This window comes from Streptomyces sp. NPDC047869, from assembly GCF_040704065.1.
Taxonomy (GTDB): Bacteria; Actinomycetota; Actinomycetes; order Streptomycetales; family Streptomycetaceae; genus Streptomyces.
In genome coordinates, this window is sequence record NZ_JBEYRK010000010.1 from 125,143 (window position 1) to 138,050 (window position 12,908).

Sequence of the window (12,908 nt, forward strand, 5' to 3'; positions counted from 1 at the left end):
GCCGCTCGGCCGAGCCGGCCTCGCACGGGGTGCCGAAGGTCCGGGTCGGGGTCCCCGGCCGTCCGGCGGGAGCGGTCTCACTCGGCATGCGGCGAGCGTCCGCCACGGTGCCGAGGCTGTCAATCGACACACCTGGCGGAATGCCGGACGTACCGCCGAACGGCTGTGTCGGTGCGCGGTCCGGGCGCGCACGGCCGACGAAGGTCCCGGCACCACGCGGCCGACGCCGGCCCGGGCGCGTACGGCGGCGGCGGTCCCGGTGCGCGCCCCGGCCGAGGCCAGGGGCGCGGACGCCGGTCGTCGGCCGCCTTCGCCCTCCTGATCGTCGAGGACCCGGCATCGGGCACGGGCCGGGGAATATCCCGACCGCGCGTGACCTTAGGCTGGACGAACGTAGAAGCAGCAGGGCGAGGGAGCGACCGATGACAGTGGGAACCCAGCGAGCCGTACTGGCCGGCGGTTGTTTCTGGGGCATGCAGGACCTGATCCGCAAGCAGCCCGGCGTCGTGTCCACGCGCGTCGGCTACTCCGGCGGTGACACGCCGAACGCCACCTACCGCGATCACGGCGACCACGCCGAGGCCATCGAGATCCTCTTCGATCCCGCGGCCACGAGCTACCGCGACATCCTGGAGTTCTTCTTCCAGATCCACGACCCGACCACGCGGGACCGCCAGGGCAACGACATCGGGCGCAGCTACCGGTCCGCGATCTACTACGCGGACGAGGAGCAGCACCGCGTCGCCGTGGACACGATCGCCGACGTCGAGGCGAGCGGACTGTGGCCGGGGAAGGTCGTCACCGAGGTCGAGCCCGTCGGTGACTTCTGGGAGGCCGAGCCCGAGCACCAGGACTACCTGGAGCGCTATCCGAACGGCTACACCTGCCACTTCCCGCGCCCCGGCTGGAAGCTGCCGCGCCGGGCCTCGTCCACGGCGAACTGAGGCAGGGGCACCGGCCGGGGGTCCCGCCGTCGGCCGGAAGTCCCTTCACCGGTGCCGGGGTCGGCTCGGCCGGCCGTGAGCCCGGACGGCGCCTTCACCGTCAGGCGGTGGGGGCCTGTTCACCGTCAGGCGGTGGGATCCTGCGTGTCGAAGTAGTGGCCCTTGCCGAGGTCGGCGAGGAGTCCGGGCTCGACCGGTTCCCAGCCGAGCAGTTCGCGGGTGAGGGTGTTCGACGCCGGGGCGTCGAGGCCGAGGAAGCCGCCCAGCCAGGTGAAGTGCCCGGCCGCCGCCTCCGGTGCCACGGAGGTCACGGGCACGCCCAGATGGCGGCCGATCACCTCGGCGACGTCCCGGATGGCGACACCCTCCTCCGCGACGCCGTGCAGCACCGATCCCGCCGGCGCCGCCTCGACCGCCAGGCGGAACAGCCGCGCGGCGTCGAGGCGGTGGACGGCGGGCCAGCGGTTGGCGCCGTCCCCGATGTATCCGGAGACCCCCTTGGCGCGGGCGATGCCGACCAGGGTGGCCACGAAGCCGTGGTCGCCGTCGCCGTGGCAGGTGGGGGAGAGCCGGACCACGCTGGAGCGAACGCCGCGCTCGGCGAGGCCGAGAACCGCCTGCGCTGTGGCCATCCGGGTCGAGACCGGGGACCCGTCGTCCACGGGCATGTCCCGCTCGGTCGCCACCCGTCCCGGCGCCAGTCCGGCCACCCCCGAGGCGATGACGAACGGCCGCCCGCTGCCGGCGAGCGCCTCACCGATCGTGTCGACCGCGCGCCGATCGGCCTCTGCGGCCCCCTTGAAGTCGCCGCTGAAGGCGATGTCGTGCTTGAAGGCCAGATGAATCACGCCGTCCGAGGCGGCGGCCGCGTCACGCAGCACACCGAGATCGTCGACGGTGCCGCGGACGACCTCCGCGCCGGCCGCCTCGAGCGCGGCGGCGGAGGCGTCGGAGCGGGCGAGGCCGACGACCCCGTGGCCCGCGTCGATGAGTTCGGGAACGACGGCGGAACCGATCCAGCCGGAAGCGCCGGTCACGAAAGTGCGCATGGGAGAACCCCAGACCTGTCGATGTCAGTGACTGACATCGACGTTAGCACTGATGTCAGTCACTGTCATCGCGTAGGATCCCGACCATGGGCAGATGGGAGCCGAACGGGCGGGAGCGCCTGGCGAAGGCGGCGCTGGAGCTGTACAGCGAGCACGGGTTCGAACAGACCACTGTGGCGGAGATCGCCAAGCGGGCCGGGCTCACCGAGCGCACCTTCTTCCGGCACTACGCCGACAAGCGCGAGGTGCTGTTCGCCGGCTCGGATGAGCTGGAGGAGCTGATGGTGCGGGCGGTCGCCGGGGCGCCCGCGACGGCGGCACCGGTCGAAGTGCTGGCGACGGCCCTCGACGCGCTCGCCGACGCCTTCGCCGACCGGCGCGAGCACGCGATGCGGCGGCAGGCCGTGATCGTGGCGAACCCGGAACTCCGGGAACGTGAGTTGATCAAACTCGCCTCCATGTCGGCCGCCCTCGCCGGTGCCCTGCGCGACCGCGGTGTCGCCGAGCCGGCCGCGAGCCTGACGGCGGAGGCGGGGATCGCCGTCTTCAAGGTCGGCTTCGAGCGCTGGATCGCGCCGGCCGAGGAGCGCGAGATGTCGCGGCTGCTGCGGGACTCGCTGGAGCAGTTGAAGGCCGTGACGGCGGGCGCCTGACGGGCGGCGCCCGGCGTCCGACCGGCTGGTGCGGCCGGCGCCGCGGGACGGCGGCCGCGGCCCCGGCGCTCGGCCTCAGAAGACCGGCAGTACCTCTCCCACCTCCCGGCCGCCGCCCAGCAGGGGCGCGCGGCCCACGCGGTCGATCACGGGTGCCGTGACACCGGCCAGGCGCAGGGCACGGGCCAGAACAGGTCCCAGGGCCCGGCCGCCGCCGTCCTCGATCTTGAGGGCCAGGGCGCGTCCGTCGGGCAGGGCGAGTCCCTGGACCGCTTCCGCGCCCACCTTCGCCAGCGTGCCCGGCAGTTCCCGCATCAGCCACGTGTCGTGACGGCGGGTGCCGGCGACGTACTCGGGGTGGGCGCGCATGGCGTCGGCGACCCGTCGCTCGGGCGTGCCGGGCTCGGCGAGGACGTAGGAGCGGAAGGCGCGGGCGAGGCCGGTCAGGCTGATCGCCATGAGCGGTGCCCCGCAGCCGTCCGTGCCGACCGCCGCCACCCGCTCCCCGGCCGCCTCCTCCACCGCCGTCCGGATGAGCCGCTGCAGCGGGTGCCCGGGGTCGAGGTAGGACTCCAGCGGCCACTCGCGCAACGCGGACGCCGCGAGCATCGCCGTGTGCTTGCCGGAGCAGTTCATGGCCACCGGATCACGCCGGGCGCCCGCCGCGAGGTACCTCTCCTGCTCCTCCTGGTCCAGGGGGAGGGCGGGCGGGCACCGCAGGTTCTCGGGGCTCAGCCCGTGCTCGTCGAGCATCGTGCGCACCAGGTCGCGGTGGAAGGCCTCGCCCGAGTGGCTGCCCGCCGCCAGGGCCAGCCGTTCGCCCGCGAGCCGCAGTCCCGCGCGCAGCATGCCCGCCGCCTGCATCGGCTTGTTGGCGGAGCGCGGGAAGACGGGGGACGTCACGTCACCGAGCGCCAGCTCCACCGAGCCGTCCGCCGCGAGCAGCACCAGGCTGCCCCGGTGCCGCCCCTCGACGAATCCGGAACGGACGACCTCGGCGAGGACCGGAGCGGTGCGGGGCTCGGCCACGGCTGTAGTGGCGGTGGCGGTGGCGGACTCGGACATGGGCGGTGACCTCCCGGACGCGGATCGGGGCGGCCCGCCCGCGTCCGGCCGCCCGGGATCGCCGGAGCCGCCGGCCGGCCGAGCGGGTCGTCCACGTGGGCTACCGCGTCACGGTACCGGCGAGTGATCTCCACGCAGCGGCCGGAGGTGCCGGGTGCCTCTCGGGTCGAGGTCGCGCAACGCCCGCCGTCCCCGCGCTCCGGTCGTGGCCGCGCCGCCCCTACCGTCCCCGCGCCCCCTACCGCGCCCGCGCTCCGGGCGCTCCGGTGCGCAGGCCGTCCATGACGAGGTCGAGGAGCCGGGCGGCGCGCGACCGCCAGTCGTCGTGCGGGTCGAGCTGCCAGAGGCCCGCGATGGCCAGAACGAAGTCGTCCGCCGTGATGCCGGGTCGGATCGTGCCGGCCTCCTCGTTGGCGCGCAGCAGCAACTCGGCCGCGGAGGTCACCGGAGTGTGCGTCGGCTTCGCCGGGCTGCCCGGCGCGCCCGTGACCTGGCGGATCGCGTCGGCCAGACCGGCCTTGGCCATGGCGAACTCGGCCAGCCGGTCCATCCAGGCGCGCAGGGCCTCCTCGGGCGGCCGGGTCCGCAGCAGTTGGGCCGCGCTGTCGGCGACCTGCTGTATCTCGTGCCGGTAGATCTCCAGGACGAGCGCCTCGCGATTGGGGAAGTTCCGGTAGAACGTGCCCTGCCCGACACCGGCCTTCTTGGCGATCGCGCTCAGCGGGGCGTCCGCGCAGCGCGTCAGCTCCCCGAGGGCCACCTCCAGGATGCGCTCACGGTTGCGCTGCGCGTCCGAGCGCCGGGGTGAGTCGTCTCGCGATGGCACTCGTCCTCCTCGCAGGCCCGTGGCCGAACCTCGCCCTTGCTAACCGGACAGCTGTCCGTTAGGTTTTCCAGGTAGCGGACAGCTGTCCGGTTGTCGCGTCCACGATAGCCGGGGCGGCGAACTCGCGGCAGTCCGCGTCCGTCCTTTCGGTCCAAGCGCCCCGCACCTCGCTTCGCCACCCTGCGGCAACGGCCCGCACCACGCACTCTCCGCACCGTCCGGCACTCCGTCGCCGGACCACCCCCCATCTTCCTGGAAATGCGAAAGAAGCTGCTCATGGCCTCATCGACGTCCAGTGTCATCACCTTGAAGATCAACGGCGAGAAGTACACACTGCCCGTCGACCACCGCACCACCCTGCTCGACGCCCTGCGCGAGCGCCTCGATCTCACCGGCACCAAGAAGGGCTGCGACCAGGGCCAGTGCGGTGCCTGCACCGTCCTGGTGGACGGGCGCCGGACCGTGGCCTGCCTGCAGCTGGCCGTGGCGGCCGAGGGCCGCGAGATCACCACCGTCGAAGGCCTGGCCGACGGCGATCAGCTCCATCCCGTGCAGCAGGCCTTCCTCGACCTGGACGGCTTCCAGTGCGGCTACTGCACACCGGGTCAGATCTGTTCGGCGATCGGGGTGATCCAGGAACACGCGGCGGGCTGGCCCAGCGCCGTCACCGGCGACATCAGTCCCGACTCGGGACCACCACCCCTGACCGCCGAGGAGATCCGGGAGCGGATGAGCGGCAACCTGTGCCGCTGCGGCGCCTACGTCTCGATCGTCCGGGCGGTGGCCCGCGCGGCCGGGGCCGACCCGGACACCGCCGCTCCCGCCGCCCCCGCTGCGGGTACGAAGGAGGCCGTGGCATGAGGGAGTTCGGCTATCAGCGGGCGTCCGACGTGGCCGGTGCCGTCGCGGTGCTCGGTGCCGACCCGGACGCGCGCTTCCTCGGCGGCGGAACCAACCTCGTCGACCTGATGAAGACAGGTGTGGAGCGGCCGGCCCGGCTCGTGGACATCCGCGAACTGCCGTTGGACGAGATCGAGTCGGCCGACGACGGCGGCCTGCGGATCGGCGCGACCGTCACCAACGGCGACCTGGCCGCCCACCCCGGGATCCGGCGCCGCTACCCGGTGCTCGCGCAGGCGGTGCTCGCCGGGGCCTCCGGGCAGCTGCGCAATATGGCCACCGTCGGCGGGAACCTGCTGCAGCGCACCCGGTGCGGCTACTTCACCGACATCACCAAGCCCTGCAACAAGCGTGTCCCCGGCAGCGGTTGCCCCGCCGTCCGGGGCCAGCACCACAACCACGCCATTCTCGGGGCGTCCGACCACTGCGTCGCCGTGCACCCCTCCGACATGGGTGTCGCGCTCACCGCGCTCGACGCCGTCGTCCACTTCGAAACAGCGGACGGACCGGGCGAGTCGCCGCTCACCGAGTTCTACCTGCCTGTAGGTGACACCCCGCACCACGAGACCGCTCTGCCGCCCGGCGCCCTGATCACCGGTGTCTCGCTGCCGCCCGCGCCGGTCGCCGCCCACTCCCGCTACCGCAAGGTGCGCGAGCGGGCCTCGTACGCCTTCGCCATCGGCTCGGTCGCCGCCGCGCTCGACATCCGGGACGGAGTCGTGCGGGACGCACGCCTGGCCCTGGGCGCGGTCGCCTCCCGCCCCTGGCGCGCCCACGCGGCCGAACGCGTCCTGACCGGTGCGCCCGCCGGCGCCGAGACCTTCGCCGCCGCCGCGGACGCCGAACTGACGGCGGCCCGGCCGCTGCCCCACAACGGATACAAGGTGACCCTGATGCGCAACCTCGTGGTGGCCGTCCTGACCGAACTCGCCGAGGAGGCCGACCGATGACCACCGTCACGACCGGCACCCCCGCGCGGGCGGCCTCCGTCGGCACCGCGCACACCCGCGTCGAAGGCAGGGACAAGGTCACCGGAGCCGCCCGCTACTCGGGAGAGATCCCCTTCACGGGCCTGGCGCACGGCTGGCTGGTGCTCTCCACGGTCGCCCGCGGCCGCATCAGCGCCCTCGACACCGACGCCGTGCTGGACATGCCGGGCGTCGTCGCCGTCCTGGACCACCGCAACGCCCCGCGCGTCAACACCGACTACGTCGGAATGCTGGGCACGCCCCCGGACCCCACCTGCGCCGTCTTCCAGCACGACCGGGTGCCGCACCTGGGCTGGCCGGTGGCACTGGTCGTCGCCGAGACGCCGGAACAGGCCAGGGAGGCCGCCGAGTCGCTCGTCGTGCACTACGAACAAGAGCCCCACGACGTCGACTTCGACGGCGAGCACCCCGACGCCTACCCGGTGGACGGCTTCATGCCGGCGGTGACGGAGAAGGGCGACCTCGAAGCCGAACTCGCCGCGTCCTTGCATGTCGTGGACGCCGAGTACACCACCCCCGAAGAGCACCACAGCATGATGGAGCCGCACGCCGCGACCGCCCGCTGGGACGGCGGCCGGCTCGAGGTCGTCGACTCCAACCAGGGCGCCACCTGGGTCGTCGGTGAACTCGCCAACCTCTTCTCGCTCGACCCGGCCTCGGTGCGGGTGCGCTCCGAGCACGTCGGCGGCGGCTTCGGCAGCAAGGGCGTTCGCGCCCACCAGGTCGCCGCCGTGATGGCGGCGACCGCCCTGCGGCGGCCCGTACGCGTGGTGCTGACCCGGCGTCAGATGTTCTCGCTGACCGGCTACCGCAGCCCCACCACGCAGCACGTCAGGCTGGGCGCCGACGCCACCGGCAGGCTGCGCGCCCTCGAGCACCGCTCGGTGAGCGTCACCTCCACCGTGCACGAGTTCGTCGAACCCAGCGCCGGCGTGGCACGCGTGATGTACGACGCCGACGCCCACCACACCGCCAACCGCGTGGTACGGCTCGACCTGCCGACCCCGACCTGGATGCGGGCCCCGGGCGAGGCACCCGGCTCGTTCGCGCTGGAGGCGGCGCTGGACGAACTCGCCGAGAAGTGCGGCCTCGACCCGATCGAACTGCGCCTGCGCAACGAACCGGAGCGGGGGCCGGTCTCCGGGCTGCCCTTCGCCGGCCGCAACCTGCCCGCCTGCTTCCAGGAGGGCGCCCGCAGGTTCGGCTGGGCGGACCGCGACCCGCGCCCCGGCCGGCGCCGCGACGGGCGCTGGCTGCTCGGTACCGGCACGGCCGCGGCCTCCTTCGGCGCCGGCGCCGCACCGTCCACCGCCACCGCGACCGCCCACCCGGACGGCACCTTCACGGTCCGTATCGCCGCGGCCGACATCGGTACCGGGGCCCGCACCGCGCTCACCCTCGTCGCCGCGGACGCGCTGGGCGCCGCCCCCGAGCGCGTCCGGGTCCGCATCGGCGACAGCGACTTCGGCCCGGCGATGATCGCCGGCGGCTCCATGGGCACCCGCTCCTGGTCCTGGGCGGTCACGACGGCCGCCGCCGAACTGCGCGAACGCCTTGCCCTGAGCACCGACATCCCGGCGGAGGGCATCACCGTACGGTCGGACACCACCGCCGCCATCGGCGCCCTCGCACCCGCCGAACGGCACTCCTACGGAGCCCAGTTCGCGGAGGTCGCCGTGGACGTCGCCACCGGCGAGGTACGCGTGCGCCGCATGCTCGGCATCTTCGCCGCCGGCCGGATCGTCAACCCGCTCACCGCACGCGGCCAGTTCCTGGGCGGCATGACCTGGGGCATCTCCATGGCCCTGCACGAGGAGGCCGTCCGGGACCGCGCCAGCGGCGGCCACGTCGGCGCCGACCTCGCCGGCTACCACGTGGCCACGCACGCCGACGTCCCGCGCATCGAGGCCGACTGGATCGAGGACACCGATCCCGACGACCCGGTCGGGATCAAGGGCATCGGCGAGATCGGCATCGTGGGCGCCGCGGCCGCCATCGCCAACGCCGTCTGGCACGCGACCGGCGTCCGCCACCGCAACCTCCCCATCCGGCCCGACCGCGTCCTCACGGCCCCCGGAGGAGCGCCGGATGCTTGATCTGGCCGAGGAGCTGAACCACTGGATCGAGGAGGGCCGGGAGTTCGCCGTCGCCACCGTGGTGGCCGTCGCGGGCAGCGCGCCCCGCGGACCCGGCGCCGCCCTCGCCGTCGACCGCGAGGGCACCGTCCTCGGCTCGGTCTCCGGGGGGTGCGTGGAGGGCGCCGTGTACGACCTGTGCCAGGAGGCGCTGGAGACCGGCGAGAGCGTCCTGGAGCGGTTCGGCTACAGCGACGAGGACGCCTTCGCCGTCGGCCTGACCTGCGGCGGCACCATCGACGTGCTGATCACGCCGGTGGGCGCGCCGGCGCCCGCCCGCAGCGCCCTGGCGACAGCTCTGTCGGCGGCCGCCCACGGTGAGCCGGCCGCTCTCGCCCGGGTCGTCCGGGGCCCGGCCGAACTCCTCGGCCACGCCCTGCTGGTGCGGCCCGACGGCACCCACGAGGGCGGTCTGGGCGGTCACCGGGAACTGGACCGGACGGCGGTGGCGGAGGCCGGGGCGCTGCTGGAGGCGGGGCGCACCGGCACGGTGGACATCGCCGAGGACGGCTCCCACTGCCCCGGCGGCCTCACCCTGCTGGTCGAGTCGAACGTGCCGCCGCCGCGCATGATCGTCTTCGGTGCGGTGGACTTCGCGTCCGCGCTGGCCAGGGCCGGCAAGTTCCTCGGCTACCACGTGACCGTCTGCGACGCCCGGCCCGTCTTCGCCACCCCGGCCCGCTTCCCGGACGCCGACGAGGTCGTCGTCGACTGGCCCCACCGCTATCTGCGGCGGACGGAGACCGATGCTCGTACGGTCCTGTGCGTCCTCACCCACGACGCCAAGTTCGACGTACCGCTGCTGAAGGCGGCGCTCGCGCTGCCGGTGGCGTTCATCGGCGCGCTCGGCTCGCGCCGCACCCACGAGGACCGTGAACGGCGGCTGCGCGAAGAGGGCGTGAGCGCACGGGAACTGGCCCGGCTGCGGTCCCCGATCGGACTCGACCTCGGCGCCCGCACCCCGCAGGAGACGGCCCTGTCGATCGTGGCGGAGATCGTCGCCGCCCGGCGGGGCGGGACCGGCGTCCCCCTCACCGGCACGGACACCCCGATCCACCGCGACCGCGCGGACCACGGCGGGGCGACGGCGGCCTGAACCGGAGCCCCGGCCCGCTCAGGCCGGTCCTGATGGCGCGCCGTCCGGGTTCCACCCCGGACGGCGCGCCCTCGACGGCCAGGCGGTCCCGCGCCCCGGCCGCGAGCCGCCGGCCGACAGCGGCGTCGCGCGGCGGCTACGGCAGCTTCACGAAGGGGGACAGGAACGCCCGGGCCCCAGGGGTGTCGAGGCGGTAGGTGACGTTCGTGGCGTAGCACGGGGTGTCGCCGGTGATGGTCGTGGAGGTGAGGATCCTCTTGCCGCCGAGCAGCGCGAAGTTGGGGCCGCCGGAGTCGCCGTAGCAGGCACCGCCGTTGCCCTGGGGCGCCGTCATGCCGAGGCGGACCCAGGCCTTGTCGAGGGCGTTGAAGCTCACGGGCGCCTTCATGCGGACCCCGCCGCCCGGATGTGTCTGGCCGCCCGGCCCCCGCGACGCCTCCTGTGTGCCGTATCCGGCGACGACCCAGTCGGTGGAGTCCAGCTCCTTCGACGTGAGGGTGTCCAGCTGGTTCGCGGCCGGGAGGGTGGCCGGGGTGAACGACCAGCGGGACGCGGCCTTCGCGGCGGGCAGTTCGATCACCGCGATGTCGTGCGGGTCGGAGGAGGGGCCCGGGTAGCCGGGGTGGGTGTGCGCGGTGCCCTCGACCGCGACGGCGTTCGCCTGGGCGGCCGGGTCACCGGGGTACCGCTTCGCGGCGGCGTCGAGCCCGGCCTGGACGTCCTGGTCGAGGGATACGTAGAACCTGACCCCGGCCGGCCAGTCGCTGGTGCAGTGGGCGGCGGTCAGGAAGGTGTTCGCGTCGATCATGGTGCCGGAGCACACCCAGTCGGCGCGGTCCGGGGTCGCAGGGTCGCCGTCGTCGTCCCAGGTGGCCACGAGGGCGCCGACCTCGGTGCGTTCGGGCGCGGGAGTGGCGTTGTACGAGTTGATCGCGGAGGACGGCAGCGCGGCGGCGAGGACGAGGGCGCAGGTGGCCGCGGTGACGGCGGTGGCGCGTATGGCGGTCAAGAAGAACCCCTTCACTGGGTGTGTGGGACAGGTGTTCTCCTGTGGGGAGGTAGAGAGCATTGAAGTGGCTGGGCCGCCCCGCCACAAGACGGCGCCGCGGCCGGCCTTGCGCGGCGGCCTGGACGACGAGGCCGGGGCCGCCGGTGTCAGCCGCTGTGCACGCCGACCTCGTACAGCGAGTAGCCCCATTGGGTCCCGCGCCCGGTGCCCGTGACGCGGACGTAGCGGGCCGGCGCGGGGGTGAAGCGTGCGGTGTCCAGTCCGCCGTCGCCGGTGGTGGTCGACCAGGCGGTCCGCCAGTCCACCCCGTCCGTCGAGAGCTCGATCCGGTACGACCTGCCGTACGCCCGCTCCCAGTCGAGCGTGACCCGTCCGACCAGGTGGGTCGAGCCCAGGTCGATCCGCAGCCACTGGCCGTCGCTCCAGTCACTGGCCCATCGGGTGTCCCGCCGGCCGTCCACCGCCCGGCCCGGCGCGTAGCTGGTGAACGGGTTCCACTCGGACGAACTCGCCGTGGCCGGGGCCCCGTCGGCCAGGTCGGCCGAGGCCTGGTGCCGTTCGGCCGCTCCCCAGGTGCCGAGATAGGACTCGGCTCCGCGGAACAGGTCGTTCACCGTGTCCTGGCCGCCCACCCGCCGGATGTCCTCGATCCAGTCCGGCACCAGGCCGTAGTGCGCGGCCCCGTCGGTGTTCAGGTCCCAGGTGCGCTCGCCCGTGGTCTGCCGGTCGATGAGGGAGCCGCCGTCGACGCTGCGGAAGGGGTAGACCACCTTGTCGGGGGCGTCGGCGCCACGGGGCCCGGGCCAGCCGCCGACGCCGTTCATGTCCGTGCCGTAGCCGTAGCCGACGCCGTACTTCTCCCGCAGCGCCTTCGTGCGGTTCGCCTCGGCGACGAACCCCTGCGAGCCGTTCATGTACTGGGCGACGAATCCGCCGAGACCGTAGACCCGCTCGGTCCAGTTCATGTCCATCCAGCTGTGCGAGGAGATCACGCCGGGGTAGGAGTCGGCCTCCAGGATGTCGAGCGCGCGGCCGGCGGCCTTGACGCTCATGTGGTCGATCTCCAGCATCATCTTGCGCTTCATCATGCCGCGCACGGCGTACTCGCCGAGGTCGGTGAGCCCGCGGACGTTGCACTGCGCGTCCGCGCCGTACGCGGGGACGCTCACCCCCGCCGGGAGCTTCGCCTCGGCCCCGGGCGCGGCCGCCGAGCCGATGGGGTTGTCGTGCTGCGGGCCGGCGCACTTCTCGGTCTTCCAGAACGTGCCCGTCGACAGGAACTGCCCCACGTTGATGGCCGTTCCGAGCCCGCCGGAGTCGAAGCGCACCCCGCACAGCGCGTTGTCGAACTTGTGGCAGAGGAACATGCTGCGCACCCCGAGCGCGTACAGCTCGTCCAGGCCCGCGTCGATGTCGTGCCGGTCGCACTGCGGGACGTCCAGGATCTGCTTGCAGCCGAACGGCTCGGAGGTCTCCACGCCCAGCACGACCGCGAGCTTGCCCTGCTCGATGACCTCGCGGGCCTGCGCGCTGTCGGTGACGATCCGGAACCAGCCCTTGCCGGGGCCGCCGTACATCCGGTCGATGTAGGACTGGAGGTCGTAGGTCAGCTTCGCCTGCAGCCGGATCGACGTCATCTCGTCGCAGCTGCGGTCCTTGAAGAAGTAGACCGAGCAGATCACGCCGTTGGTGACGAGGTCGTTGACGAGCACGCGCTGACCGCCGCGCCAGGCGCGCTCCACCCACGCGTAGTAGTTCTGCTGGTGGGTCAGCGAGTCATGGGCGGGCCAGTCCTTGAACGTCGGCCAGCCGACCGGGTCGTGCCTGCCGTCGCCGCCCCTGGTGATGAAGTCGAAGACGGCGAGTGAGCCGTCGGGGTAGTGCTCGGGGCAGTCCTTGAGCGCGTCGGCGATCCCGGCCTCGGAGAACACCTTGCCGCAGATGAGCCGGCCGCCGAAGGCCTCGTTGGCGAAGAGGTGGTCGTGGGCGTCGGCGAACCCCCGTACCCGGCCCTGGGCGTCGGTGCCCTTGAACGGCTCGCCGGTGACGTTGATCCGCGCGTCCGGAGCGGGTCGTGCCACGGGTGTCCACCAGTCGTTCCCGGCCGCCGCCGAACTCGGCGTGGGACTCAGGACGACGGCCAGCACCAGGAGCAGCACCGAAAGGACGCCCGCGTCCCTGCGATGGCGGTACGAGCCTCTGTGTACGGTCACGGCCCACGTCCCTCGGTCGGCGGGATGGC

General features: G+C 73.5%; 11 protein-coding genes. 6 read left to right on the top strand and 5 right to left on the bottom strand.

Translation table 11 applies throughout. The features are described 5' to 3' along the window. Positions 1 to 422 precede the first annotated feature (422 nt). Positions 423 to 944, top strand: coding sequence for a peptide-methionine (S)-S-oxide reductase MsrA (gene msrA, locus AB0924_RS15645; RefSeq protein ID WP_199213184.1), 522 nt, complete (start codon positions 423 to 425; stop codon positions 942 to 944). A 125-nt stretch (positions 945 to 1,069) separates the two neighbouring features. Here the strand turns inward: msrA and AB0924_RS15650 are convergent, their stop codons facing one another. After that, positions 1,070 to 1,993 carry an SDR family oxidoreductase gene (locus AB0924_RS15650; RefSeq protein ID WP_358934119.1) on the bottom strand — a complete coding sequence of 308 codons (924 nt, stop codon included), beginning with the start codon at positions 1,991 to 1,993 and terminating at the stop codon, positions 1,070 to 1,072. Positions 1,994 to 2,079: 86 nt separating this feature from the next. Between AB0924_RS15650 and AB0924_RS15655 the strand changes: the two genes are divergently transcribed. Beyond that, on the top strand, positions 2,080 to 2,646 hold the full coding sequence (locus tag AB0924_RS15655) for a helix-turn-helix domain-containing protein (RefSeq protein WP_358934121.1): 567 nt from the start codon (positions 2,080 to 2,082) through the stop codon (positions 2,644 to 2,646). A 75-nt stretch (positions 2,647 to 2,721) separates the two neighbouring features. Here the strand turns inward: AB0924_RS15655 and AB0924_RS15660 are convergent, their stop codons facing one another. Both AB0924_RS15660 and AB0924_RS15665 read right to left on the bottom strand, forming a co-directional pair. Beyond that, on the bottom strand, positions 2,722 to 3,711 hold the full coding sequence (locus tag AB0924_RS15660) for an asparaginase (protein ID WP_366911659.1): 990 nt from the start codon (positions 3,709 to 3,711) through the stop codon (positions 2,722 to 2,724). A gap of 238 nt (positions 3,712 to 3,949) precedes the next feature. Beyond that, entirely contained in the window at positions 3,950 to 4,537 is a 588-nt protein-coding gene (locus AB0924_RS15665) for a TetR/AcrR family transcriptional regulator (protein ID WP_366911660.1), read from the bottom strand. A 276-nt stretch (positions 4,538 to 4,813) separates the two neighbouring features. On the opposite strand from AB0924_RS15665, the gene AB0924_RS15670 reads away from it, so the two are divergent. From AB0924_RS15670 to AB0924_RS15685, 4 genes are read left to right on the top strand one after another with little or no spacing between them, the layout of a single operon-like run. After that, positions 4,814 to 5,398, top strand: a complete 585-nt coding sequence (locus tag AB0924_RS15670; RefSeq protein WP_358934160.1) for a 2Fe-2S iron-sulfur cluster-binding protein — start codon at positions 4,814 to 4,816, stop codon at positions 5,396 to 5,398. Beyond that, positions 5,395 to 6,387, top strand: coding sequence for a xanthine dehydrogenase family protein subunit M (locus AB0924_RS15675; RefSeq protein ID WP_366911661.1), 993 nt, complete (start codon positions 5,395 to 5,397; stop codon positions 6,385 to 6,387). Before AB0924_RS15670 ends, AB0924_RS15675 begins: the two co-directional genes overlap by 4 nt. Further along, positions 6,384 to 8,522: a xanthine dehydrogenase family protein molybdopterin-binding subunit gene (locus tag AB0924_RS15680; protein ID WP_358934129.1), complete on the top strand. Its 2,139-nt coding sequence runs from the start codon at positions 6,384 to 6,386 to the stop codon at positions 8,520 to 8,522. Before AB0924_RS15675 ends, AB0924_RS15680 begins: the two co-directional genes overlap by 4 nt. Further along, complete coding sequence (locus AB0924_RS15685; RefSeq protein WP_358934132.1) at positions 8,515 to 9,657, top strand: XdhC/CoxI family protein; 1,143 nt, start codon at positions 8,515 to 8,517, stop codon at positions 9,655 to 9,657. Before AB0924_RS15680 ends, AB0924_RS15685 begins: the two co-directional genes overlap by 8 nt. 136 nt (positions 9,658 to 9,793) lie before the next feature. Here the strand turns inward: AB0924_RS15685 and AB0924_RS15690 are convergent, their stop codons facing one another. Both AB0924_RS15690 and AB0924_RS15695 read right to left on the bottom strand, forming a co-directional pair. Continuing rightward, on the bottom strand, positions 9,794 to 10,666 hold the full coding sequence (locus AB0924_RS15690; RefSeq protein WP_358940224.1) for a trypsin-like serine protease: 873 nt from the start codon (positions 10,664 to 10,666) through the stop codon (positions 9,794 to 9,796). Positions 10,667 to 10,812: 146 nt separating this feature from the next. Then, on the bottom strand, positions 10,813 to 12,879 hold the full coding sequence (locus AB0924_RS15695) for a discoidin domain-containing protein (protein ID WP_366911662.1): 2,067 nt from the start codon (positions 12,877 to 12,879) through the stop codon (positions 10,813 to 10,815). Positions 12,880 to 12,908: the final 29 nt, after the last annotated feature.